The organism is Jannaschia seohaensis, assembly GCF_900116765.1.
In the GTDB taxonomy this organism is placed as follows: Bacteria; Pseudomonadota; Alphaproteobacteria; order Rhodobacterales; family Rhodobacteraceae; genus Jannaschia; species Jannaschia seohaensis.
The window spans coordinates 81,497-105,393 of record NZ_UETC01000014.1 but is presented as its reverse complement, the minus strand read 5'-3'; the positions used below and the strand labels follow the sequence as shown (position 1 = coordinate 105,393).

Annotated in this window: 26 protein-coding genes; 8 read left to right on the top strand and 18 right to left on the bottom strand. The window is 68.5% G+C overall.

Going from position 1 to position 23,897, the window contains the following annotated elements:
• Positions 1 to 44: 44 nt before the first annotated feature.
• Together DTQ71_RS19765 and DTQ71_RS19760 are read right to left on the bottom strand one after the other, a co-directional pair.
• A complete protein-coding gene (locus tag DTQ71_RS19765; RefSeq protein WP_109566021.1) occupies positions 45 to 536 on the bottom strand; it encodes an REP-associated tyrosine transposase in 492 nt (163 codons plus the stop codon).
• Between the two features lie 68 nt (positions 537 to 604).
• Positions 605 to 994 (bottom strand): c-type cytochrome, encoded by a 390-nt coding sequence (locus tag DTQ71_RS19760; RefSeq protein ID WP_109566020.1) that lies wholly within the window; start codon positions 992 to 994, stop codon positions 605 to 607.
• 111 nt (positions 995 to 1,105) lie between these two features.
• On the opposite strand from DTQ71_RS19760, the gene DTQ71_RS19755 reads away from it, so the two are divergent.
• Entirely contained in the window at positions 1,106 to 1,777 is a 672-nt protein-coding gene (locus DTQ71_RS19755) for a hypothetical protein (RefSeq protein WP_109566019.1), read from the top strand.
• A 60-nt stretch (positions 1,778 to 1,837) separates the two neighbouring features.
• On the top strand, positions 1,838 to 2,530 hold the full coding sequence (locus tag DTQ71_RS19750) for a DUF1194 domain-containing protein (RefSeq protein WP_109566018.1): 693 nt from the start codon (positions 1,838 to 1,840) through the stop codon (positions 2,528 to 2,530).
• 18 nt (positions 2,531 to 2,548) lie between these two features.
• Here DTQ71_RS19750 and DTQ71_RS19745 read toward each other — a convergent pair whose 3' ends face one another.
• Positions 2,549 to 4,369: an ABC-F family ATP-binding cassette domain-containing protein gene (locus DTQ71_RS19745; RefSeq protein ID WP_109566017.1), complete on the bottom strand. Its 1,821-nt coding sequence runs from the start codon at positions 4,367 to 4,369 to the stop codon at positions 2,549 to 2,551.
• A 31-nt stretch (positions 4,370 to 4,400) separates the two neighbouring features.
• Positions 4,401 to 5,087, bottom strand: coding sequence for a GNAT family N-acyltransferase (locus DTQ71_RS19740; protein ID WP_109566016.1), 687 nt, complete (start codon positions 5,085 to 5,087; stop codon positions 4,401 to 4,403).
• A 73-nt stretch (positions 5,088 to 5,160) separates the two neighbouring features.
• Here DTQ71_RS19740 and msrB point away from each other — a divergent pair, with 73 nt between their 5' ends.
• Complete coding sequence (gene msrB / locus DTQ71_RS19735) at positions 5,161 to 5,565, top strand: peptide-methionine (R)-S-oxide reductase MsrB (RefSeq protein WP_109566015.1); 405 nt, start codon at positions 5,161 to 5,163, stop codon at positions 5,563 to 5,565.
• Positions 5,566 to 5,754: 189 nt separating this feature from the next.
• On the opposite strand, the gene DTQ71_RS19730 is transcribed toward msrB, so the two are convergent.
• Complete coding sequence (locus DTQ71_RS19730) at positions 5,755 to 6,516, bottom strand: EcsC family protein (RefSeq protein WP_172500072.1); 762 nt, start codon at positions 6,514 to 6,516, stop codon at positions 5,755 to 5,757.
• Positions 6,517 to 6,522: 6 nt separating this feature from the next.
• Complete coding sequence (locus DTQ71_RS19725; RefSeq protein WP_109566037.1) at positions 6,523 to 7,020, bottom strand: GNAT family N-acetyltransferase; 498 nt, start codon at positions 7,018 to 7,020, stop codon at positions 6,523 to 6,525.
• Between the two features lie 111 nt (positions 7,021 to 7,131).
• On the opposite strand from DTQ71_RS19725, the gene DTQ71_RS19720 reads away from it, so the two are divergent.
• The 3 genes from DTQ71_RS19720 to DTQ71_RS19710 all read left to right on the top strand — a co-directional run bounded on the left by DTQ71_RS19720 (position 7,132) and on the right by DTQ71_RS19710 (position 10,100).
• Positions 7,132 to 7,734, top strand: coding sequence for a flavin reductase family protein (locus tag DTQ71_RS19720; RefSeq protein WP_109566014.1), 603 nt, complete (start codon positions 7,132 to 7,134; stop codon positions 7,732 to 7,734).
• Positions 7,735 to 7,906: 172 nt separating this feature from the next.
• Positions 7,907 to 9,691 (top strand): aminopeptidase P family protein, encoded by a 1,785-nt coding sequence (locus DTQ71_RS19715; RefSeq protein ID WP_109566013.1) that lies wholly within the window; start codon positions 7,907 to 7,909, stop codon positions 9,689 to 9,691.
• Positions 9,692 to 9,758: 67 nt separating this feature from the next.
• The gene (locus DTQ71_RS19710) at positions 9,759 to 10,100 is read left to right on the top strand and encodes a DUF427 domain-containing protein (RefSeq protein WP_109566012.1); all 342 of its coding nucleotides are present in this window, start codon (positions 9,759 to 9,761) and stop codon (positions 10,098 to 10,100) included.
• An 88-nt stretch (positions 10,101 to 10,188) separates the two neighbouring features.
• Here the strand turns inward: DTQ71_RS19710 and DTQ71_RS19705 are convergent, their stop codons facing one another.
• Positions 10,189 to 11,562, bottom strand: a complete 1,374-nt coding sequence (locus DTQ71_RS19705) for an FAD-binding oxidoreductase (RefSeq protein WP_109566011.1) — start codon at positions 11,560 to 11,562, stop codon at positions 10,189 to 10,191.
• 54 nt (positions 11,563 to 11,616) lie between these two features.
• On the opposite strand from DTQ71_RS19705, the gene DTQ71_RS19700 reads away from it, so the two are divergent.
• Positions 11,617 to 13,287 (top strand): chloride channel protein, encoded by a 1,671-nt coding sequence (locus tag DTQ71_RS19700; protein ID WP_245947667.1) that lies wholly within the window; start codon positions 11,617 to 11,619, stop codon positions 13,285 to 13,287.
• Between the two features lie 199 nt (positions 13,288 to 13,486).
• A complete protein-coding gene (locus DTQ71_RS19695; protein WP_109566010.1) occupies positions 13,487 to 14,137 on the top strand; it encodes a DUF305 domain-containing protein in 651 nt (216 codons plus the stop codon).
• Between the two features lie 10 nt (positions 14,138 to 14,147).
• Here DTQ71_RS19695 and DTQ71_RS19690 read toward each other — a convergent pair whose 3' ends face one another.
• The 11 genes from DTQ71_RS19690 to DTQ71_RS19640 all read right to left on the bottom strand — a co-directional run bounded on the left by DTQ71_RS19690 (position 14,148) and on the right by DTQ71_RS19640 (position 23,895).
• Complete coding sequence (locus tag DTQ71_RS19690) at positions 14,148 to 15,452, bottom strand: branched-chain amino acid ABC transporter permease (RefSeq protein WP_109566009.1); 1,305 nt, start codon at positions 15,450 to 15,452, stop codon at positions 14,148 to 14,150.
• Entirely contained in the window at positions 15,449 to 16,459 is a 1,011-nt protein-coding gene (locus tag DTQ71_RS19685) for a branched-chain amino acid ABC transporter permease (RefSeq protein ID WP_109566008.1), read from the bottom strand. The genes DTQ71_RS19690 and DTQ71_RS19685 overlap by 4 nt, the downstream gene beginning before the upstream one ends.
• Before the next feature lie 64 nt (positions 16,460 to 16,523).
• Positions 16,524 to 17,342, bottom strand: a complete 819-nt coding sequence (locus DTQ71_RS19680; protein ID WP_109566007.1) for an ABC transporter ATP-binding protein — start codon at positions 17,340 to 17,342, stop codon at positions 16,524 to 16,526.
• Complete coding sequence (locus tag DTQ71_RS19675) at positions 17,339 to 18,118, bottom strand: ABC transporter ATP-binding protein (RefSeq protein ID WP_109566006.1); 780 nt, start codon at positions 18,116 to 18,118, stop codon at positions 17,339 to 17,341. Before DTQ71_RS19675 ends, DTQ71_RS19680 begins: the two co-directional genes overlap by 4 nt.
• Positions 18,119 to 18,181: 63 nt before the next feature.
• Positions 18,182 to 19,372, bottom strand: a complete 1,191-nt coding sequence (locus tag DTQ71_RS19670; protein ID WP_109566005.1) for an ABC transporter substrate-binding protein — start codon at positions 19,370 to 19,372, stop codon at positions 18,182 to 18,184.
• Between the two features lie 102 nt (positions 19,373 to 19,474).
• Positions 19,475 to 20,305 carry an ATP-binding protein gene (locus DTQ71_RS19665; protein WP_109566035.1) on the bottom strand — a complete coding sequence of 277 codons (831 nt, stop codon included), beginning with the start codon at positions 20,303 to 20,305 and terminating at the stop codon, positions 19,475 to 19,477.
• Positions 20,306 to 20,313: 8 nt separating this feature from the next.
• Positions 20,314 to 21,213 carry a twin-arginine translocase subunit TatC gene (gene tatC, locus DTQ71_RS19660; RefSeq protein WP_109566004.1) on the bottom strand — a complete coding sequence of 300 codons (900 nt, stop codon included), beginning with the start codon at positions 21,211 to 21,213 and terminating at the stop codon, positions 20,314 to 20,316.
• A 2-nt stretch (positions 21,214 to 21,215) separates the two neighbouring features.
• Positions 21,216 to 21,692 (bottom strand): Sec-independent protein translocase protein TatB, encoded by a 477-nt coding sequence (gene tatB, locus DTQ71_RS19655; RefSeq protein WP_109566003.1) that lies wholly within the window; start codon positions 21,690 to 21,692, stop codon positions 21,216 to 21,218.
• A 20-nt stretch (positions 21,693 to 21,712) separates the two neighbouring features.
• Entirely contained in the window at positions 21,713 to 21,937 is a 225-nt protein-coding gene (locus tag DTQ71_RS19650; protein ID WP_109566002.1) for a twin-arginine translocase TatA/TatE family subunit, read from the bottom strand.
• Between the two features lie 129 nt (positions 21,938 to 22,066).
• Positions 22,067 to 23,236, bottom strand: coding sequence for a M23 family metallopeptidase (locus DTQ71_RS19645; RefSeq protein ID WP_109566001.1), 1,170 nt, complete (start codon positions 23,234 to 23,236; stop codon positions 22,067 to 22,069).
• Between the two features lie 38 nt (positions 23,237 to 23,274).
• Positions 23,275 to 23,895, bottom strand: coding sequence for a protein-L-isoaspartate(D-aspartate) O-methyltransferase (locus DTQ71_RS19640; protein ID WP_109566000.1), 621 nt, complete (start codon positions 23,893 to 23,895; stop codon positions 23,275 to 23,277).
• Between the last annotated feature and the right edge of the window lie 2 nt (positions 23,896 to 23,897).

The following is a 23,897-nucleotide window of genomic DNA, read 5'->3' as shown; positions in this document are numbered from 1 at the left end:
CGCGAGTTGGGATGAGGGATGGTGGGTTTTCACCCACCCTACGATCAAACTCCGCCCTCAGGCATCGGCCCGGCCCTGATCTCCCGGTGCAAGGACGAATACGGCCAATCCACCGCCCGCTCGACCAAGCCGTGCTTCACCGGATTGCTCCAGACATACCGGAGGCACGCCGATAACTCCGCCTCGTCCCGCACGAGATGCTCCCAGAACCGGCGCTGCCAAACTCCAGCCTCGCCCTTCCGCAGCTTGCTCGCAGACCTTGGCCGGCCGCCGACCTGTCGCGCGAATCCGGCCTTGATCCGCTTCCAACGCCCAGAGAAATCCGCATCCCCGTCCGGAAGGGTCCAAACGGCGTGGATGTGATCCGGGAGAACGACAATGGCCCGGGTTGCGAAGGGATGCGACGCAGCACAGCGCCCATAGCAGGCGCGCAGGTCGTCGATCTGGTCGATCAAGGTAGTCTCGTCACCGTCAGCGAGCTTGACGGTGAAGAAATATGTCCCGCCGGAAACGAAGAGGCGTCTGTAGCGCGACATACATCATCGTGGCAGATGATGGTTAACGGTGGGTTATCACCCACCCTACGAAGCCGAGACCCCGCTCCCTACTCCTGCACCGCCTCCAACCAGGCCACCAGCGCCGCGACCGGGGGGGTCGTCACGATCGGCTGGCCCGCCTCGGTGCGCACGAAGGCGCCCTGGCCCATGTCGAAGAAGTCCCCCCAGACCGGCATCACGCCCCCGTGGCTGATCACCGGGTCGCGGCCGTCGATCTTGGCGATCACGCCGAAATGCGGAAAGCCGCCCTCCCCCGCCAGGGCCGTCAGGTCCGGCACCGCCACGGAGAGCACCGACTGCATCGGCCCGCCGCCCCGCGCGTCCTCTCCGTGGCAGGTCGCGCAGTAGCGCAGGAAGAGCGCCTCCCCTTCGACCACCCGCGCCTCCTGCGCGGCGGCGGCAAAGGGCAGGAGCAGGGCAAGCAGGGCGATGCGCATGGGAAGATCTCCGGTTGAACCGCCCCAGAGTGACCGCCACCGCGCCCCCCGTCCTTGACCCCGGTCAACCCGCCCCATTGACGGCACGCGCCGGGCAGTGATCCTGCGCCCATGCGGATCGCCCTTCTCCTTCTCGTCGCGCTCGCCGCCTGCGGCCGCCCGGTCACCGAGGGCGAGCGCGCGCTGACCGCCCCGCTGCATGGGCCGACCCTGGATATCGACCGGGTGCGCATCCAGACGCAGCTCGGGATCGGCGCCTTCCCGATCACCTATGACGCCCGCCCCCGCACGACCTGCCGCGAGCGGATCGGCCCGCCGCAGACGGGCCGCATCACCGCCCGCACCGGCGGCATCGTGCTCTATGAACGGCTGCTGCTGAGCCCCGCCATCGCTTTCGAGGATTTCGCCCGCTTCGACCGGGACGGGCGGCTCGACCTGCCAGCCGCGATGTTCTTCGTCCACGAGATGACCCATGTCTGGCAATGGCAGAACCGGGACGTGACCGGCTACCACCCCAGCCGTGCCTTCGCCGAGCAGATGACCATCGACGACCCCTATCTCTTCCGGGAAGAGCCGGGCCGCCGCTTCCTCGATTTCGGCTACGAGGTGCAGGCGTCGCTGGTAGAGGAGTATCTCTGCTGCGCCGTGCTCCACCCCGAGGGCGCCCGCACGCATCGCCTCAAAGAACTCCTCAGACAGGTCATGCCGGTCGCCGACCCGCAGCGGATCACCCGCCCCGCCTGGGTGCCCTACGAAGAGGACATCCCCGGCATCTGCGCCTGAATTGCGGGCATGCCATCCCTTGCGACTGGCGGCCCGCGGGCGGGGCGCTACCCTCGCCTCATGCGTGTTCTTGCTCTCCTGGCCCTGCTCGCGGCCCCCGCCTTCGCTCAGGATACCGACCTGGAACTTGTCCTTCTGGCCGACGCCTCCGGCTCGATCACCCAGTCCGAGCTCATGTTCCAGCGCAACGCCTATGCGGCGGCCATGACCGATCCGACGGTCATCGCCGCGATCCAGAACACGGCCTACGGCTCCATCGCGGTCACCTATGTCGAATGGGCGACCAACCAGGGCGTCGTCGTGCCCTGGATGCGGATCGACGGGGCCGAGACGGCCGCCGCCTTCGCCGCGGCGCTCGACGGGCCGCCCCGGGGCGCGACCGGGCGCAACGCCATCGGCTCGGCCCTCCTTTTTGCCCGCGACCTGATCGAGCAAAACCGGATCGACGGCTGGCGCCGGGTGATCGACTTTTCCGGGGACACGACCGGCAATTCCTACGGCCCGCCGATCGAGATGGCGCGGGACGAAGTGCTGGAGAGCGGGATCACGATCAACGCCCTCGCCATCGTCTCGGAGCGGCGCTTCGACAGCGACACCTTGGCCGCGCGCTATGAGGCGCGGATCATCGGGGGGCCGGGCGCCTTCGTGGTCGAGGCCGGCCAGGGCGAGGTTTTCGCCGAGGCGGTGAAGCGGAAGCTGATACTGGAGATTTCGGGCGTGCCCACGCCACGCATCGTCGCGGATCTGCGGTAGGGCGGATTTAACCCCGCCCTACTGGGCCGCCTCCGCCTTGCCCTCCAAATCCAACCATTCCTCTTCGGCGGCGGAAAGCTTGGTCTGCCGCTCCGTCAGCGCCTCGGTCGCCTTGCGGAACTTGACCGGCTCGCGATTGAAAAGATCCGGGTCGGCGAGAAGCTGCTCCAGTTTGCCGATCTCGGCCTCCAGCCGTTCGATCTCGGCAGGGAGCGCGTCGAGCCGGTGACGCTCCGTGTAGCTCAGCCCCTCGGCCTTGGGCACGGGCGCGGGCGCGGCGGCCTGAGCGGGCTTGGCCTTTTTCTTTTCCGTGCGTTTTCCGCGGCTTTCATCGGGACGTTGAGATCTATAATCCGACCAGCCGCCGGGATAGACGACGGCCCGGCCATCGCCCTCCATCGCCACGGTCTGCGTCGCGACGCGATCGAGGAAATCGCGGTCGTGGCTCACGAGCAGAACGGTGCCGTCATACTCTCCCAACACGTCCTGCAGCAGATCCAACGTCTCGATGTCAAGATCGTTTGTCGGCTCGTCCAGCACCAGCAGGTTCGAGGGCAGCGCCATGATCCGCGCCAAGAGCAGCCGCGCCTTCTCGCCCCCCGACAGCGACCGCACCGGCGCCTTCAACTGCTTGTCGTCGAACAGGAAATCCTTGAGATAGCCGGCCACGTGCCGCGGCGTGCCGCGCACCATAACCTGGTCGGACGCCCCCGATACGCCAAGCGACGGATCGAGCGTCAGGTTGTCCCAGAGCGTCTTGTCCCCGTCCAGCTTCTCCCGCGTCTGGTCGAAGACAGCGACCTCCAGGTTGGTGCCGAGGGTGACGGTCCCGCTGTCCGGTTGAACTTCGCCCAACAACATCTTGAGAACAGTCGTTTTCCCGACGCCGTTCGGGCCAACGAAGGCGACCCGATCTCCGCGCTGGACGCGCAGGTCGAAATCCCGAAGTATCACCTTCTCATCGTAAGACTTTGAAATACCGCGAGCTTCGATCACACGTTTGCCGCTGGAGGGTCCGGAGTCCAGCTCCAGCGCCGCGGTTCCGGCGCGCTTGACCTGCGCCGCCCGCTCCGCCCGCAACGCGGCCAGCGCACGGACCCGGCCCTGGTTGCGCTTGCGCCGGGCCGAGATGCCCTCGACCGCCCAGCGCGCCTCGGATTTGATGAGCCGGTTCAGTTTATGGCGCTGCTGGTCCTCTTCCTCCCAGGCCTTGTCGCGCCAGGCCTCGAAGCTGTCGAAGCCCTTCTCCTGCCGCCGCACCTGCCCCCGGTCGACCCAGAGCGTCGCGCGGGTCAGCGCCGATAGGAAGGCGCGGTCATGGGAGATCACGACATAGGCCGCTCGGGTCTCGGCCAGCTCCCGCTCCAGCCAGGCGATGGCCTCGATATCCAGATGGTTCGTCGGCTCGTCCAGCAGCATCAGCTCCGGCCCCTCGGCCAGCAGCTTGGCCAGCGCCGCGCGCCGCCGTTCGCCGCCGGAGGCCGCCGCGGGATCCGCATCGAGCGGCAGCTTCAGCCCCTCCGCCACCGCTTCCACCCGCCACGCCTCGGAGGGCTCCAGGCCTGACACGGCATAGTCGCCCAGCGTGGCATAGCCGCTCAGATCCGGGTCCTGCTCCATATAGCCGACGGAGGTGCCGGGCGAGAGTACTCGCTCCCCCCGGTCGGGCTCCACGAGGCCCGCCATGACCTTCATCAGCGTCGACTTACCCGACCCGTTGCGGCCCACCAGCGCCACCCGGTCGCCGGGCTGGACCACCAGCGAGAGGTCGGAGAACAGAGGCGTCCCCCCGAAGGTGAGCGAAACATCGGTGAGTTGCAGAAGCGGTGCGCGAGCCATGAGGCGCAGCTAGGCGCCGCCGCACGCGCCGTCAATCGGCGGTCATCAACTGCCCGGCCAGCATGCCCGTGAGCAGGCGCGCGCGTCCCGGCGGGATCGCGGCGATGGGCAGGGCGGTAAAGACGTGCACGGTACCCAGGTCGCGGTCCACGACGGCATGGTCGGACACCACCGCGCCCAGGCTCAGATAGGCGCGCATCAAAGGCGGCAAAGGGCCGGTCGCGCCGGTCAGAGGCCAGGTCTCGGGCGCGCGGCGGGCAGGCGCCCAGTCGGGCGGTGCCGTCCGGCCGGAAAGCCGGGCCAGGGGCGCCGCTTCCGGCGGGAACGAGGTGCAGCCGTAAAGGACAGCTGCGGCCTCCCGCTCGACCACCTGCGCGAAAACCGCCAGCAAGAGGCGCGGCACGTCCGGGTCGGAACACCCCGGCGCGATGCAGATGCGGCCGACCTCTAGCGCGCGGGGAAAGGCGCGCGCGAAGCGCCTCAGATCGTAGACCCCCGCCGTGTAGCCCCGGATCACCGCGTCCGGTCCCTGCGCCGTCAGCCGCGCGGCGGCCAGGACCGTTCCGCCCGCTTCAATCACCACATGGGAGGCGGCGTCATCGAACGGGTCCCGGTCGCAGGCGCCGCCCCTGAAGACCGCCGCGCGCAGAGCCAGGGCACCGCCGGCCTGCCCCATGGGCACCACCCGTGCAGAGAGCCGTCCCGCCTCGATCTTCATCCCGGCCCTTTCCGTAACCGCCTCAGCCCCCTATCTGCACCTTTCTATGAGGCCAAGCGAGAGGACATCCCCGATGGAGAAGGTCGTCAAGACGGATGCCGAGTGGCGGGACCAGCTCGGCCCAGAAGCCTACAAGGTGCTTCGCAAGCACGGAACCGAGCGCGCGGGCACCCATGAGGATTTCCCGAAGAGCCCCGGCACCTATCTCTGCAAAGGCTGCGGCGCGCCGCTCTTCGATCAGGCGCACAAGTTCGAAAGCGGAACGGGCTGGCCGTCCTTTTATCAGCCGGTCGACGGGACCGAGAGTGAGCTGGTGGGCGAGAGCGAGGACAATTCCTGGTTCATGCGCCGCACCGAGGTCCACTGCAGCCGCTGCGACGGCCATCTGGGGCATGTCTTTCCCGACGGGCCGAAACCCACGGGCCTGCGCTACTGCATCAATGGCGTCGCCCTGACCTTCGAGCCCGAAGAAGACTGACGCTGGGCCGGGGTCGCCGCCCCCTCGCAAGAAACGGTCCGGCGGAGCGAACGGCACGACGGTGCTCTGCTCCTGGCGCTCTTCTTCTGGCGGAAAATACTCCGGGGTCCGGGGGCTGGCCCCCGGTCCGCCCGCCAAAGGCGCGACCACCATCTAAGGCAGGATCAGGTCCAGCAGCCTGGACCTCCGTCAGAGCAGCCGCCTGCGCAGATCGTGGACAAGCCGCTCCAGCGGCTCCCCTCCCTGCTCGGCCAATCGCATCAGGCCGAACTGCACCCGCGCCATCTCCTGGTAGTAGGAGGTATAGACGTAGTTGGTGGCCGCGCCCGCCGCGGCGCCGAGGATGGGCACGGCCTGGGCCGCGACCTTCTGACCCAGGGGGACCGCGAGGCGCGGCGCGATCTTGGCGATCAGCCCCTGCACCGTGCCGCCCGTCAGCGTCAGCCGCATCGTGATGAAGGAAAGATCCGCCCCGTCATCGTCATCCAGCGGCCCTGCGGCGGCAAAGACCTTCAGGCAGGCCGCCCGGACCTCGGGCTTGGCCGGGTCCAACCCGTGCTCGTCGGCGATCCCCTGGATCGCGCGCAGCATGACGGTGGTGGTCACCGGCAGTTCCGCCAGAGCCGAAGGCAGGCCGCCCATGCCCCCGGCCGCCCCGGTCCCCAGGGTCACAGCGCGGGTCAGCCAGTCGGAGGTGTCGCGGATCCGGCCCCGGGAATAGGCTGCGGCATTGAACGCCTGTTCCAGCGCGATCGCGGTCGCCCGCTCCAGCCCGCTTTTGGCGGGCTCCGGCAGCATATCGAGCAGGCTTTCCGCCCGCGTCCCGATGAAGTTCATCAGCTGCATGGCGGACGAATTCGCCGCCTTCATGCGTGCCGCCAGCCTGTCGAGTTCTTCCTCCCGATCAAGGGGCTCGAAGATCTGCTGCCGTCCAATCCGATCGTCGCTCATAGAGCGTTAAGTGGGGTGTGCGTCGCCCCCCGGCAAGGCCCGGGTGACGCGCCCCCGCACGCCCTCCCAGTCCCAGATACCCAGGACGCGCTCGGGGTTGGTCGGCGGCGGCATCTCGACACCGTCCAAGCGCCTGAAGCCGAAGCGCGAATAATACGGGGCGTCCCCCACAAGCAGCACGCGCTCCACGCCCGCGACCGCGGCCCGGTCCAGCCCCGATTGAAGCAGATAGGCGCCCAGCCCCTCCCCCTGCCGCGTCGGGTGCACGGCGACGGGACCGAGCAGCATCGCGTCCCAGCGGTCGCCCACACGGACCGGCCAGAAGCGGATCGCGCCCGCTACCTCGCCCGCCGATCCCCGTGCCACGAGGCAGAGATCCCGCGCCATGGGCACCCCCTCCCGCAAGCGGTAGGAGGACAGCGCTTCGCGCCCGGGCGCGAAGCACAGGTCGAACAGGGCCTCCACTTCCCAGCGGTCGTCTTCGGTCTCGCGCATCAATTCCATGGGCGGGTTGTGGCGCGGGCGGACGCCCGGCGCCACCCGAAAGCGGGCGGTTGCGGCCCGCCCCTCGCCCGGCCTAAGCCAGGGCGACCGCCACAAACGGACGAGACCCCCATGTTCTACCGCCCCGAGGACGGCCACGGCCTGCCGCACAATCCGTTCAACGCCATCGTCTCGCCCCGGCCGATCGGCTGGATCAGCACACGCGCCAGCCAAGGCGACAACCTCGCGCCCTACAGCTTCTTCAACGCGGTCGCCTATGTGCCGCCGCAGGTCATGTTCGCCTCCACCTCCGCCAAGGACGACCGGGACGGCACCAAGGACAGCGTGGCCCAGATTCGCGAAAGCGGCGTATTCTGCGTCAACGTGGTCGAATATGCGGCCCGCGATGTGATGAACGTGACCTCCGGCACCCATCCGGCGGGGACGGACGAGTTCGCCGTGGCCGGGATCGCCAAGCGGCAATGCGAGACCATCGATTGCCCCCGTGTCGAAGGCGCCCCCGCCGCGCTGGAATGCAAGCTGACGCAGATCGTGAAACTGCCCGGCGAGGCAAACTTCGCCGTCTTCGGCGAAGTCACGGGGGTTCATATGCGCGACGACTGCGTGGTCGACGGCCGCTTCGACGTGACGAGGTTCCAGCCGCTCGCTCGCCTCGGATACCGCGACTATGCCCGGGTGACCGAGCTGTTCTCGCTCAAGCGCCCCGACGACTGACCGCGGAGCGGCGGCCCGAGCCCTGCGCGCGCCCGTCTCTTCTTCTGGCCAAAAATACTCCGGCGCATGGCGCGCCACCCGCCGGACAACGCTCGGGGCAGCGGACCCGTAGGGCGGGGCTGGCCCCGCCGCCCCCGACATGGGACAGAGAGCCAGCAAGACGGAGAGCCCCATGTTCCAGACCTTCGACGTCACCGCCCGCCCGCAGGACGCCCCGCCCCGCGTGGCCCGATTGCGCGCCTGGATGGCCGAGCAGGGGCTGGACGCCTTCATCGTGCCCCGCGCCGACGCCCATCAGGGGGAATATGTGGCCCCCTGCGACGCGCGGCTGGCCTGGATCAGCGGCTTCACCGGCTCGGCCGGCTTCGCGGTCATCCTGGCCGGGCGGGCGGCGCTCTTCGTCGATGGGCGCTATACCGTGCAGGCCAAGGCGCAGACCGACCCGGCCACGTTCGAGCGCGTCGCTTGGCCCGACACTTCGCTGGCCGCCTGGCTGAAGTCCGCTCTGCCCCAGGGCGGCCGCGTCGGCTTCGACCCCTGGCTGCACACGGTGGCCGAGATGGAAAAGCTGCGCGGCCTCGACGGCATCGCGCTGGAGCCCGTCGCCAACGGCGTCGATGCCGTCTGGGAGGACCGTCCCGCCCCGCCCATGGGGGCGATGCGCGCCTATCCGGACGCGCTCGCGGGACGCGCCCATGCCGAAAAGCGGGCGCAGATCGCCGAGGCGCTGCGCGCGGCCGGTGTCGCCGCCTTCGTCACGACTCAGCCCGACGCCATCGCCTGGCTGCTCAACATCCGCGGCGCCGATATCGAGCGGACACCCATCGCCCAGGCCTTCGCCGTGATCCATGCCGACGCGACCGTCGACCTGATCTGCGCGCCAGAAAAGACCACGCCCGTCGCCGACCACCTGGGGGACGCGGTGCGCGTCGTCCCGTCCGAGCAGCTCCCGACGCTCCTGGCCGGGATCGAAGGCGCGGTCGGCTACGACAAGACCACCTGCCCCGTCGCCCTGGCCGAAATGCCGGGCGAGGCGCGGGCGATGGACGACCCGCTGGCGCTCCCCAAGGCGTGCAAGACCGAAGCCGAGATCGACGCCACCCGCGAGGCGCATCTGCGCGACGGGGCGGCCATGGTCCGCTTCCTGCGCTGGCTGGACGAAGACCGGCCCGACGATCTGACCGAGATCGGCGTCGCCCAGGCGCTGGAGGGCTTCCGGCGCGACACCAACCAGTTGCTGGAGATCAGCTTCGAGACCATCGCCGGCGCGGGCCCCAACGCCGCCTTGCCCCATTACCGCGTCAACGTGGAGACGGACCGACCGATCGCGGGCGAGCCGGTCCTGCTGGTCGATTCGGGCGGGCAATATCTGGACGGGACGACCGACATCACCCGGACGGTGCCCGTCGCCGCGCCCGACCCCGAGGTCGCTCACCACTTCACCCGCGTCCTCCAGGGCATGATCGCCGTTAGCCGCGCGCGCTTCCCCAAGGGCGTCGCGGGCTGCCATCTCGATGCGCTGGCCCGCGCGCCGCTCTGGGCGGAGCATAAGGATTACGACCACGGGACCGGCCACGGGGTGGGCGTCTATCTCGGCGTCCACGAAGGGCCGCAGCGGATCAGCCGCGTCTCCCAGGTGCCGCTGGCGCCGGGCATGATCCTGTCGAACGAGCCGGGTTACTACCGCGAAGGCGCCTTCGGAATCCGCATAGAGAACCTCATCGTCGTGCGCGAGGCGGAGCGCCCCGCGGGCGGCGACGACCGCAAGATGCTGGATTTCGAGACACTCACCTGGGTCCCGATCGACCGCCGCCTGATCGCGGCCGAGCTGCTGTCGCCCGACGAACGCGCCTGGCTGGACGCCTATCACGCCGAGGTCGCGGCGCGGATCGGGCCGCGGGTCGAAGGGGCGGATCGCGACTGGCTTCTGCGCATGACCGCACCGCTGGGCTCCTGATGCGCGGGGTTCCGCCGAGGGCCCTCAGACGTTAGGCTCCGCGCCAACAGCTGATCCAGGAGAGAGCATGACCCAGATCAAGGTTTCCCCGGCCAAGGGGACATGGACCGTGCGGACCGAGGACGGCGTCCTGGTCGAGAGCCGCAACGCCAAGTCGCTGGTCGAGGGAGGCATGGACCCCGTCATTTACTTCCCGCGCGAGGACGTGGCGATGGCGCTGTTGGAGCGCTCGGACAGCACCACGCGCTGCCCGCATAAGGGCATGGCCAATTACTATTCCTATGAGGGGGCCGCCGGCTCCATCCCGGACGTGGCCTGGACCTATGAGCATGTGACCAATCCCGACGCCAAGGACATCGAGGGGTATTTGGCGTTTTACGTAACGAAAGTAACCGTCGAGCAGATCTGATCGCGGCTGGCGGCGGGGTGAAACCCCGCCCTACGGAACGCCCCCGCGACGCGGCGAACGGCGGGGTTTCACCCCGCCGCCCCTCCCGTCAGTTCTGACGCACGAGCTTGCCGGGATTCATGATGCCCTCCGGGTCGATGGCGCGCTTGATCGCGCCCATCACGTCCCAGGCGGCGCCATGTTCGCGCTCCATGAAATGCAGCTTGCCCAGGCCCACGCCATGCTCGCCCGTGGCCGTGCCCCCAAGCTCCAGCGCGTGGGCCACCATCCCGTCCGACAGCCGTTTGGCCGCGGCCAGTTCCGCCGGGTCGCCCCGATCGACCAGCAGGATGGCGTGGTAATTGCCGTCGCCGACATGGCCCAGGATCGGCCCCGGGATGGGACTGGCGGCGATCTCCGCGCGGGCCCGCTCGATCGCGTCCCCCATCCGGCTGATCGGCACGCAGACATCGGTCACCACGGCGGTCGAGCCGGGACGGGAAGCCAGGATCGTGTGGTAGGCACGGTGGCGCATCGTCCAAAGCGCCGTGCGCTCTTCCGCCTGGGTCGCCCAGCGATAGCCCCCGGCCCCCGCCTCCGCCGCGAGATCGCCGAACCGCTCCGCCTCTTCGGCCACGGCGGCATCCGAGCCGTGGAACTCCAGCAGCAGATGCGGGGCCTCTTCGAACCGGCCACCGTCATGAGCGTTGAGGATCGCCGCCGTCGCCGCGTCCACGAATTCGATCCGCGCGGGCCGGAGCCCCATCTGCGTCGCCAGAATCACCGTCTCGATCGCCGCCTCGGTCGAGGGGAAGGCGCAGACCGCGGCGGAGACCGCCTCCGGCTGCCCATGCAGCTTGAGGGTCAACTCGGTGACGAGGCCCAGCGTCCCCTCCGATCCGACGAAAAGCCCGGTGAGGTCGTACCCGGCACTCGATTTCGCGGCGAGCGTCCCGGTCCGGATCACCCGCCCGTCCGGCAGCACCACTTCGAGCGCGCGGACCTGGTCGCGCATCGTGCCATAGCGCACCGCCGTCGTGCCCGAGGCCCGCGTCATCGCCATCCCGCCCAGCGACGCGTCCGCCCCGGGGTCGACCGGGAACATCAGCCCCGTCGCCCGCAGTTCCGTGTTCAGCGCGCCGCGCGTGCAGCCCGGCTGCACCCGCACCAGCATGTCCTCGGCCCGCACTTCCAGGACCGCGGCCATCTCGCGGAAATCGACCGTCAGCCCGCCGCGCGGGGCCGAGGCGTGCCCCTCCAACGCCGTGCCCGTGCCCCAACCGATCACCGGCACGCCATAGCGTGCGCAGAGCGCCACGATGCGGGACACTTCCTCGGTATCGCGCGGATAACACACGGCATCCGGCGGCATCTCCGCATGCCAGGTCTCGGAGCGGCCATGCAGCGCCAGATCGCTCTTTCCCGTGCTCAGGCGTTCCCCTAGCATCGCGCCCAAGGCGCCTATCGCATCATCCGGGATCATGTCGTCGTCCTCCCCGGGGTCGAGAGTGGATGCGGGGCGCGCAAAGGACAAGCCGTGCGCGACCCTCTTCCGCTGACCCATATCTTCGCCCGGCTCCGCCGAGGCTGGGAGGTGGTGCTGACCCGGGGCCCGTCCCAGATCCAGTTCTGGTTCATCGCGCTCGCCGTAGGGGTCGCCTCGGGCTATGCCGCTGTGGCCTTCATGACGGCGATCCGCTGGCTTCAGGCGTTTCTCTACGGGACCGACGACATCCGCATGATCCACAGCTTCGCGGCGACGCTGCCCTGGTTCTGGGTGCTGACACTGCCCGCGCTCGGGGGACTGGTGGTGGGCTTCATCCTGACGCGCTTCACGCCGGACGGGCGGGTGCGCGGCGTGGCCGAGGTCATCCAGGGCGCGGCCATGAACGAAGGGCGGGTGGAGCGCCGGGCCGGGGTCGCCTCGGCGGTATCGTCGCTCATCACGCTGTCCTCGGGCGGCTCCAGCGGGCGGGAGGGGCCGGTGGTGCATATCACCGGGCTGATCGCGGGCTGGGTGTCGAACCGGATCAACGCGGACGGGATCACCGGGCGCGACCTCTTGGGCTGCGCCGTGGCGGCAGGGGTCGCGGCCAGCTTCAACGCGCCGATCGCCGGCGCGCTCTTCGCCTTGGAGGTGGTACTGCGGCACTTCGCCGTCCACGCCTTCGCGCCGATCACCATCGCCGCCGTCTCCGGCTCGGTCATCAGCCGCACGCATTTCGGCGACGTGACCGAATTCACCCTGCCCGGCGTCAACACGCTTGCTTTCTATGTGGAGCTGCCCGCCTTCCTGCTGCTTGGGCTGCTCTGCGGCCTCGTCGCGGTGGTGCTGATGCGCTCTGTTTTCTTCGTCGAGGACGTGGCAACCCGCCTCCAGGCGCGCTCCGGCCTGCCGCCGATGCTGCGGCCCGCCGTCTCGGGCCTGCTGCTCGGGGCGATGGCGATCTGGTTTCCGCACATCATCGGCGTCGGCTATGAGACCACATCGGCCGCGCTCTCCGGGGAATTGCTCTTGCACGAGGCCATGGTCTTCGCGGTGCTCAAGGTCGCGGCGGTGTCGATCACGATGGGCGGGCGGATGGGCGGCGGGATCTTCTCGCCCGCGCTGATGGTCGGGGCGCTCACGGGGCTGGCCTTCGGCATCGTGGCGACGGGGCTCCTGCCCGAGGTTTCGGGCGCCGAGACGCTTTACGCGCTAGCGGGGATGGGCGCGGTGGCGGCGGCCGTGCTGGGCGCGCCGATCTCGACCACGTTGATCGTGTTCGAGCTGACCGGGGACTGGCAGACCGGGCTCGCCGTTCTGGTGGCGGTCAGCATGTCGACGGCGCTCAGTTCGCGTCTGGTCGACCGGTCCTTCTTCCTCACCCAGCTGGAGCGCCGCGGCATCCATCTGGCCGCCGGTCCGCAGGCCTATCTGCTGGCGATGTTCCGGGTCTCCTCGGTGATGAAATCGCCCGACCACCCCCGCGCCCCCGCCGAGGAGCGGGTCCGCGCCGCGATCAACGAGGCGCTCTTCGTCGCGCCCTCCGACACGCTGGAGACGGCGATGCCGCTCTTCGAGAAATCGGGGCGGGAGTTCCTGGCAGTGGTGCGTTTGTCGGAGAAGTCGGAGACGCCCGAGATCGTCGGCGTCCTGCTCCATATCGACGCCTTGCGGGTCTATAACCGCGCCTTGGCGGCGACGGCGGCGGAGGAGCATTCCTAGGCCCCGCCCGCCGGGCCACGGAACCTCAGACTATAGAAACCGTTGATTTCATAAGGCTCCCGCACTTCGGGCAGCCAGTGCATCGGGCACTCCGGACCGGCTGATGCCCCGGACGGAACAGCGCGCCTGGACAAGGCAGGGGCATGACGAAAACGCCCCGGCGCCGCCGGCCTCCGGCCGAGAAACGGAGGCATATCCCATGTCCTATATCCGCTTCGGACTGATGATCCTCACCTCCAAAGTGGTGATGTCCGTCCTAATGTATCTCAATACCTACGCCTGGGAGCACGTGTTCTTCTCGGAGACGCGCAGCTACATGGCCCTCCCGATGGGCGCCACGATGGCGATCGTGATGCTGGCCTACATGCTGGGAATGTATGCCAACACGGCGCTCAACATGGCGATCTTCGTGGGGTCGGCCCTGGTCTTCGCCCTGTCGCTCTGGCTGGTGCGCAGCCAGGTCACCGTGAGCGGCGAAAGCTATATGCGCGCGATGATCCCGCACCATTCCATCGCGATCATGACCTCGGAGCGGGCCGGGATCGAAGATCCGCGCGTCGCCAAGCTCGCCCGGGAGATCATTCTGGCTCAGCGGCGCGAGATCGCCGAGATGCGCTATCTGGTGGCCGACCTCGCCGCGGCGGAGACGGTCACCGAAATCTACCGCGATCCGCCGCCGGAGATCGGCACCGCCGAGGACGCCCTGTCGCGCGTCTCGGACTCCAATCTGGACCCCGCGCCCATGCCGGTCGAGGAGGCGGATTGGCGCGCCGACGCCGAGCTCGTCTTCGCGCTCGATGAAGGGCTGACCGTCGGCTATCGCGGCGTCTATAGCTGCGAGGCGGGCTGAGGCCCGCCCCTCACCGCTCCGGGATCAGGCCGCGCGGAGAGAAGCGCAGCACCAGCAGCAGGATCAGCCCCATCGTTAGCAGCCGCATATGCGCCGCGGCCTCCAACAGATGGGCCTTGAGCCACATGCCGTCCGGCATGCCCGCCGTGATCCCCTGCATCAGCGCCGCGCCGATCGGCTCGACCTGCACCCAGAGCCACCAGACCAGGAAACCGCCCAGCACCGCGCCCCAATTGTTGCCCGACCCGCCCACGATCACCATCACCCAGACAAGGAAGGTGAAGCGCAGCGGCTGGTAGGTGCCCGGCGTCAGCTGACCGTCCAGCGTAGTCATCATCGCGCCCGCGATCCCGACCACGGCCGAGCCCAGAACGAAGACCTGCAAATGGCGGCGCGTCACGTCCTTGCCCATCGCTTCGGCCGCGACCTCGTTGTCGCGGATCGCGCGCATCATGCGGCCCCAGGGCGAGGCGAGCGCCGCCTGCGCCAGCCACAGAAGGATCGCCAGCACGACCACGAACAGCCCCGTGTAGCCCAGCTTGACCGTGATCCCCGAGGCCGTCACGGGATCGAAGCCCCAGGCCGTCATCCGCGCCACGAAGGCCTCGGAATTCTGGAGGTCGATCTCGTAGGGAACCGGGCGCGGCAGGCCGATCACGTTCTTGACCCCGCGCGCCATCCAATCCTCATGCTTGAGGATCGCGATGACGATCTCGGCGATGCCCAGCGTCGCGATGGCCAGGTAATCGGACCGGAGGCCCAGGGCCGTCTTCCCGATCAGCCAAGCGGCCCCGGCCGCCAGCAACCCGCCCACCGGCCAGGACAGGATGATCGGCAGGCCAAGCCCGCCCAGATAGCCGGTCGAAGCCGGGTCGACGGCCTCCACCGCCGCCACGCCGCCGTCGAAGACCGCGCGGAAGATGAAGAAGCCGATTACCAGGATCGCGACCACCACGGGTCCGCGGAAACGGGTCACCCGGGACCAGGCCAGCACCGCCGCCACCACCGTCGCCGCGCCCAACACCAGCCCCAGCAGCACCCGCAGGCCGCCATCGGCCCAGGCCTGCCCCGTGGGCGGCATCGAGACCAGGACCGCCCCCAGGCCTCCCAGCGCCACGAAGCCCATGATCCCGACATTGAACAGCCCGGCATAGCCCCACTGCATGTTCACGCCGAGCGCCATGATCGCCGAGATCAGACCCATGTTCAGGATCGTCAGCGACACGTTCCAGGACTGGACAATCCCCGTGCCCACGAAAAGCAGCGCCACGAAGGCGAAGAGCAGCAGGTCGCGCGTCTTGAGGTCTCCGATCATACCGATTTCCCCGCGAACAGTCCGGTGGGCCGGAACAGGAGCACGATCAGCAGGATGCAGAAGCTGACCGCGAATTTGTAGTCGGTGGAGAGCAGCTGCACGAGCCCGTCCGGCTCAAGCGACTCGGGCAGGAGATAGCCCAGCACCTTCTTGAGCGGATAGGTGATCGTGACCTCCGCGAAGGCGATCAGGAAGCCCCCCGCGATAGCCCCCAGCGGGTTGCCGAGGCCGCCGACGATCGCCGCCGCAAAGATCGGAAGCAGCAGCTGGAAATAGGTGAAGGGCTTGAACGACTTGTCCAGCCCGTAGAGCGTGCCCGCCACCGTCGCGAGCCCCGCCACGATCAGCCAGGTGATGAAGACAACCCGCTCGGGGTTGATGCCGGACAGCAGCGCGAGGTCCTCGTTGTCGCTGAACGCCCGCATCGACTTGCCGGTGCGCGTCTTGTTGAGGAACCAGAACAGCGCCGCGACCACGATTACCGCGACCACCACCGTGATCGCCTGGGAGGTGCGGATCGCCAGCCCCTCGTCGAGGCCCGTCATCTCGCGGAAGGTGCGGACGGAGATGACGAACCGCTCCCCGTCGGCAAAGCGCTGGTCATCCACGCCGATGATGAAGCGCACGAGGCCGTTCATGACGAACATCACGCCGAGCGAGGCGATCACGAAGGTCACGGGCGGCGCCTTTTTCGCGCGATAGAAGCGGTACACGGTCTTGTCGGTCACGATCAGCAGCAGCGCCGTCACCGCAATCCCCACCGGCAGGGCCAGCAGCGCGGTGGGCAGCGGACCGAAGCTGATCCCGACGGATTGCAGCCCCCAGGTGCAGAGGATCACAGCCATCGTGCCGAAGGCCATCGTGTCGCCATGGGCGAAGTTCGAAAAGCGCAGGATGCCGTAGATCAGCGTGACCCCGAGCGCCCCTATGGCCAGCTGCGAGCCATAGGCGGTGGCCGGGATCAGGACGAAATTGGCAAAGGTGACGAAGGCGTTGAGAGGTTCCATCAGGTCCGGTCCTCCGATTCATTTGCCGTGGCAGGCACAGCCGCCGGATGCAGTCTCTGCATTCTCATCCCCCCAGGAAGCTGCGCCGGACCTCCGGGTCCGCCAGCAGCTCCTTGCCCGTGCCGGTATGCGCGTTGCGGCCCTGGACCAGCACGTAACCCTTGTCGGCGATGGCCAGCGCCTGGCGGGCGTTCTGCTCGACCATCAGGATCGAGATGCCCGTCCGCGCGACCTCGATGATGCGGTCGAAGAGTTCGTCCATGACGATGGGCGAGACGCCCGCCGTCGGCTCGTCCAGCATCAGCACCGTCGGCTGTGTCATCAGCGCGCGGCCCACGGCGACCTGCTGGCGCTGGCCGCCCGACAGCTCCCCGGCGGGCTGCCGCCGCTTGTCCTTGAGGATCGGGAACAGGTCATAGACCTGCGCCATGGTCCCCGAGATGTCGTCGCGGCGCAGGAAGGCGCCCATCTCCAGGTTCTCCTCGACGGTCATCGAGGTGAAGATGTTGGAGGTCTGCGGCACGAAGGCCATGCCCTTCGCCACCCGGTCCTGCGGCGTGAGCGCGGTGATGTCCTCGCCGTCGAGTCTGACCGCGCCCTTGCGCAGGTTGAGCATCCCGAAGACGGCCTTCATGCCGGTCGACTTGCCCGCGCCGTTCGGGCCGACGATGACCGCGATCTCGCCCTTCTCCACGGCGATGGTGCAGTCGTGGAGGATGTCGGCCCCGCTGCCATAGCCCCCGGTCATGCTGTCGCCGATCAGGAAGGCGTCGGCGGTATGCGTCCGCTCGCCGGTCGCCGTGCCCGGGGTCAGCGTCGAGCGCGTCCCCTGCTTGACGATGCTGGCATCCTTGTTGGCGCGGCCCTCATATGGCGAACTCATGCCGTCGCCTCCGCGTTCTTGAGCCCGGTGCCGAGATAGGCCTCGATCACTTGCTCGTTGGCCTTGATCTCCGCCAGGGAGCCCTCTGCCAGCACCTTGCCCTCGGCCATGCAGATGACGTGGTCGCTGATCTTGCCGATGAAATCCATGTCGTGCTCGATGACGACGAAGGTGTAGTTGCGCTCCTTGTTGAGCCGCATGATCGCGTCGCCGATGGTGTTGAGCAGCGTCCGGTTCACGCCCGCGCCCACCTCGTCCAGGAACACGATCTTGGCGTCGACCATCATGGTGCGCCCAAGCTCTAGGAGCTTCTTCTGCCCGCCCGAGATCTCGCCCGCGCGCTGCTCGGCCAAGTGCGAGACGGTGAGGAATTCAAGCACCTCATCGGCCTTGGCCCTCAGCGCGCGTTCCTCGTCGGCGATGCGTTTTCGGCCGAACCAAGTATTCCAGAGCCGCTCGCCCGACTGCCCGCCCGGCACCATCATCAGGTTCTCGCGGCAGGTCATCGAGCTGAACTCATGCGCGATCTGGAAGGTGCGCAGCAGGCCCTTGTGGAACAGCTCGTGCGGCGGCAGCCCCGTGATGTCCTCGCCCGCCATCGTGACGCGCCCCCGCGTCGGCGGCAGCACCCCCGCGATCACGTTGAACAGCGTCGTCTTGCCCGCGCCATTCGGCCCGATCAGCCCGGTGATCGAGCGCTCCTCGATCTTGAGCGTGGCTCCGTCCACCGCATGAAACCCGCCGAAATGCTTATGGAGGTCAGTGACTTCGATCATGGCATCCACCCAAAAATGTGACGGCCCCGGTCTCCCGGGGCCGCCAACTCGTGCCGGAACCGCTCAGCGGTAGCCCACCACCTCGAGCGTGCCGTCGGTGAAGGTGATCTGGCGGTAGTTGCCCGCCGACTCACCGGGGCCGATCAGTTCGACCGCGGAGGCCCCGACATAGTCGATATCACCGCCATCCTTGATGATCTGGATAGCCTTCGCCAGTTCGCCGGGCAGGATCTGTTCGCCCGGGGCGTTGGCGACATGCATGACATGGTCCTTGAAGTCGGCCGAGTCGGTGGAGCCAGCGGCTTCCATCGCCAGCATGATCAGCGCGGCCGCGTCGTAGGATTCGGCCGAGAAGGGCTGGGTGCCGTCGAAACCCTCTGCGGTCGCCATCTCCTGGAAGAGCTGGGCGCCGGGCGAATCGGTGCCGGGGTTGGCGCCGTAGGAGCCGTCGATCTCGGAGCCGAAATTGTCTTCCAGCGCCTGGGAGACCATCCCGTCCGGGAAGTAGAACGTGTCGAACGCCCCCGAATCGAGCGCCGAGCGCACGATGCCGGAGCCGCCCTGGTCGACATAGCCCGCGACGACCAGCACTTCGCCACCGGCAGCCGACAGTGCGCCGATCTCGGCGGAGTAGTCCGCCTTGCCGTCCTCATGGGCGGCGTTGATCGTGACCGTGCCGCCCGCAGCCTCGAAATTCGCCTGGATCGCGTCGGCGAGCCCCTTGCCGTAGTCGTTGTTGGTGTAGGTCATCGCGATCTCGTTGACCCCGTTCTCCTGCAGGATCTCGGTCACGATGACACCCTGGCGCGCGTCCGACGGCGCGGTGCGGAAGAACAGGCCGTTATCCTCGGCGGTCGAGAGGCCCGGCGAGGTGGCCGAGGGCGAGATCATGACGATGCCGTTGGGCAGCGCGACGTTCTGCAGGATGGAGCCGGTGACGCCCGAGCAGTCGGCGCCCATGATCGCTGCAACCCCTTCGGAGGTGACGAGACGCTCGGCGGCGGCCGTCGCGGCGGCGGCGTCGATGCAGGTGGAGTCGCCGCGGACCGGCTCGATCTGGACGCCGTCGAGCAGCGTGCCGGCCGCATTGACCTCGGAGATAGCGAGCTCGGCACCGGCGGCCATGGTCGGGGCCAGCGATTCCAGCGGGCCGGTGAAGCCCAGGATGATGCCCATCTTCACCGGGCTGTGCCCGTCGGCGAAGGCGGCGGTGGTCGCAAGCGTAGCGGCAGAGGCCAGCAGCAGCTTCTTCATAGTCTTCTCCCTGTTCGCGGCCCTGTTGACGGGCCGTCATGGGAGCGGACGATAGGACGAGGCGCGCCGGAGGAAAAGACCGATCCGTGCGTCTGGGCCGCCTCAGACTTTCAGGCCGTGCCGTCCGGCGAGATCCGTGAAGAATTGCCAGGCCACCCGGCCGGAGCGGGAGCCGCGCGTGGCCTGCCACTCGATCGCCTCGGCGCGCAGCGTGGCGTCGTCGATCGCGAGGCCGAACGCATCGCAATAGCCCCGAATCATGGCTAGGTAACTGTCCTGGTCGCAGGCGTGGAAGCCAAGCCAGAGCCCGAAGCGGTCGGAGAGGGAAACCTTCTCCTCCACCGCCTCGGCCGGATTGATGGCCGAGCCCCGCTCGTTCTCGATCATGTCGCGGGGCATCAGGTGGCGGCGGTTCGAGGTCGCGTAGAAAATGACGTTGTCGGGCCGCCCCTCGATCCCGCCATCGAGCACGGCCTTGAGCGACTTATAGGCCGCGTCGTCATGGCTGAAACTCAGATCGTCGCAATAAAGGACGAAGCGGTGCGGCGCCTCCCGCAGGATCGCCAGCAGGCGGCCGACGGTCTGGATATCCTCGCGCTGCAACTCGACTAGCTTGAGGCCGCTCGTCTCCAGGTCGCCATGTACCGCCTTCACCAGGCTCGACTTCCCCATCCCCCGCGCGCCCCAGAGCAGCGCGTTGTTCGCGGGCAGCCCCTCGGCGAAGCGCCGGGTATTGGCGTGGAGCGTGTCGCGGGCGCGGTCGATGCCAACCAGCAGATCGAGCGGGATGCGGTTGACCTTAGGGACCGGGATCAAGCGGTCCGGCTCGGTGTCCCAGAGATAGGCCGAGCTATCCCAAGCAGGAGCCGCGAAGGGCGCAGGCGCCAGCCGTTCAAGCGCCTCCGCGATGCGCGCCAGGGCATCGCTCTGCATATCCAGGCTCACAGTTCCTCGTCCTCGTCGAGCACACCTTCGGCCCGCAGCCGCTCCGTCCGCTTCTTTTCGATGACGCGGACGATGAAGATGGAAATTTCGTAAAGCCCATAAACCACGGTGAAGAGGATCACCTGCGTGATCACGTCCGGCGGCGTCACCAGCGCGGCGAGCAGCAGGATGCCCACCACCGCGTATTTGCGCACCGTCCCCAGCCCCTCGGCCGAGACCAGCCCCGCGGTGCCCATCAGCGCCAGCAGGACCGGCAGCTGGAAACAGAGCCCGAAGGCCACGATCATCTTGAGCGTGATATCGAGCGATTCGTTGACCTTGCCGATGAAGCTGATGGTGATGCCGTCCTCGGGGACCAGCCCCTCGGGCACCGGCGGCAGGCCGGTGATGACGACGCCCTCGGGCACGTCGGTGGGGATCGCGCCCGCGATCACCTCACGCACATCGGCGAAGCCCAGGAAGAACTGCATCGCCAGCGGCACGACGATGAAATGCGCGAAGGCGGCGCCAAGGGTGAACAGCAGCGGCGAGGCCAGCAGGAAGGGCAGGAAGGCCTTCTTCTCCTGGCGGTAGAGACCGGGCGCCACGAAGCGCCAGAGCTGGTGCGCGATGACGGGGAAGGAGACGATCAACCCGGCGACGACCGACACCCGGATCAAGGTGAAAAAGTATTCCTGCGGCGCGGTATACTGCATCTGAGGATTCTCGGCGCCAAGCTGGCGCAGAGTCTCCTCGATGGGGCCGAGCAGGAAGTCGAGGATCGCCTCGGCGAAGGCGAAACAGACCACCATACCGACCAGGAAGGCCGCGACCGATCGGATCAGCCGCGTGCGCAACTCCGCCAGATGCTCGATCAGCGGCGCGGAGCTGTCGTCGATCTCGTCCTGCGTGCTCATGCCTATTTGGCCTCGGGCTTGGGGGCGGCCGGATCGGGAACCAGCTCCGGCTCCTCCGAAGCCTCGGCGACATCCGCCGCTTCCCGCGCAGCGCGCTCTTCGGCCATGCGGGCGGCGTTGGCCGCGATCTTTTCCTTGGCGGCCGCCTTGGAGGCGGCGCGCTTTTCGGCCAGCGCCTTGGTGTTCGGTCCGGTATGTTCGTCCGGGGTCCAGGCGGTCAGATCGTCGGTCGCCTCGCGGATCTTTTCGATCCCGAACTTTTTCGGGTTCGAGACCTTCTTCAGATCTTTCGCGATATCCCCGACGCCGCTTTCATCCGCCGCTTGGTTCATGGCGGATTGGAACTCGCGGGCCATGCGCCGGGCACGGCCCGTGAACTCGCCCAAGGTGCGGAACATCCGCGGCAGGTCCTTGGGACCGACCACGATGAGGGCGACGACGCCCACGACGAGCATCTCGGAAAATCCGATGTCGAACATGGGTCAGCCCTCGGGTCGGTTCAGACCTTGTCTTTTTCTTTCGCCTCAGGCGTGACGTCGCGGGCGGCGGTGCCGTCCGCCAGCGCCTCGTCGTCGTCCTTGGCACCGTCGCTCACGCCTTTCTTGAAGGCGGTGATGCCCTTGCCGACCTCGCCCATCAACGAAGAGATCTTGCCGCGACCGAACAGCACGAGGACGACGACCGCAATAAGAAGAAGGCCCGGAAGGCCGATGTTGTTCAGCATCTGAATGCTCCCTGACAGCGGCCGCACGGGGCCCTGGTCCATTTCCCTGGCCCCCTACTTATGCCTTGGCAGGGGGAGTTGAAAGCGCCCCCTGCGAAAAGTTGCATCGGGCGCGCGCGCGAGCGGGGGTCAGCGCAGGAGCGGCTCGGGGTCCACCGCGTCGAAGCCGCGCCGCACCTCGAAATGCAGGAAGGCCGGATCGCCGCCACCCACCGACGCGAGACGCTGGCCGGCGCGGATGCTGTCGCCCTTTTCGACCTCGATGTCCTTGATGTTGGCATAGACCGTCAGCAGCCCTCCCTCGTGGCGCAGCACGAGGATCGGCACCTGATCGGTGTCGCGCGTGATCGCCGCGACGGTGCCGGCGGCGGCGGCGGTCACCGCCGTGCCTTCCGCCGCGCGGAAGTCGACGCCCTCGTTGCGCGCCGAGAAGGGACGCAGCACCTCCCCCTGGACCGGGCGGCGCAGGCGGCCGGGCGCATCGCCCTCGTCAGAGGTGGAGACCGCCACCGGCACCGCTTCCGGCTCGGGATCGGCGCTGGCCTCGGTGCGGAACTGGTCGAAATCGGGACTCTCCGGCAGGGTCGCCTCTTCCACCGTCTCGGGCAGGGCAGAGCTGGCCGATGGCGGGACGGGCGTGACGCTGCCCCCGCCGGGGGCGGAGAGCCCGGGCTCGGTCCCCTCACCCACGACCAGCGGGATCAGCAGGAACTGGCCCTCGCGAATGGCGAAATCGCTGCCCAGCCCGTTCCACTCGGCCAGCGAGGACGGGCTGACCCCGTAGAGGCGCGCGATGGAGAAGGCGGTCTCGCCGCGCGCGACCTGGTGGCGCACCGGCTCCTGCCCGGTCTGGACGACGACGGCCGGGGTGGCCTGTCCGTTCGAGGCCCGGTCGATGGCGGCCCCGGCGATCTGGGTGATGTCGGGGCGCGGCGCCTGGCCGGGCGTGACCCGGCGCGGCATCGCCAGCACGGCGTCGCGGTTGAGCCGCGAATCGACCTGGAGGCCGTTGAACTCCGCCAGCTCGGCCGCGCCGATGCCGACCCGCTCGGCCACGGTGGCGACGGTATCGCCCCGGCGCGCGACGGCGACCTGATAGGTCGGATAGGTGATCAGTCCGCTGCCATCGGGCGCAGGGCGGTCGGCGATGGCCGCGCGCGCCGCATCCGAGGTGTCGAGCCCCCCGGGCGCGCGGTCGCGAAAGTCGAAGTCGAACCCGCCGGGCCCGCCATTGCAGCCCGCAACCAGCGCGGTGGCGAGCATCAGACCCGCCACGCGGGTCGTGCCGTTGATGGACATGCCTGTCCCTCCGTCCTGCCCTCGGGCGCGCCCGGTCTTCAGCCCGGCTCCACCCCTTCCACCAGTGGCACGAAGCGCACCGGCATTTTCAGATCGTCATAATCGTAGCCCGCCGCCGTCCGCGTGACGATGACGAGCTGCTGCATATGGTCGGACACTCCGACCGGCACCACCATCCTACCGCCCTCGCGCAATTGTGCCAACAGGGGGCCCGGCGGATCCTCGGCGGCTGCGGTCACGAGGATACGGTCGAAAGGCGCCTGTTCCGGCAGGCCCAGGCTGCCATCGCCGGTGATGACGGTGATGTTGGCGAGGTCGAGCCGCGCGTGAATCTCGCGGGCAAGCCGCGACAGCGCCCGCTGCCGCTCCAGCGAATAGACCCGGCGGGCCAGCCGCGAGAGGATCGCGGCCTGGAAGCCGGTGCCCGTTCCCACCTCCAGCACCTTGTCGCGCGGGCGCACGTCGAGCGCCTGGGTCATCAGCCCCACGACCGAAGGCTGGCTGGTGGTCTGGCCGCTGGCGATCGGCAGCGGCACGTCCTCATAGGCGCGGTCGGCGAAGGCCTCCGAGACGAATTCGGCGCGGTCCGTCCGCTCGAAAGCCGTCAGGACGCGCGTATCCGTCACGCCCCGCTGACGCAGGGCGAAGAGGATGCGCATCT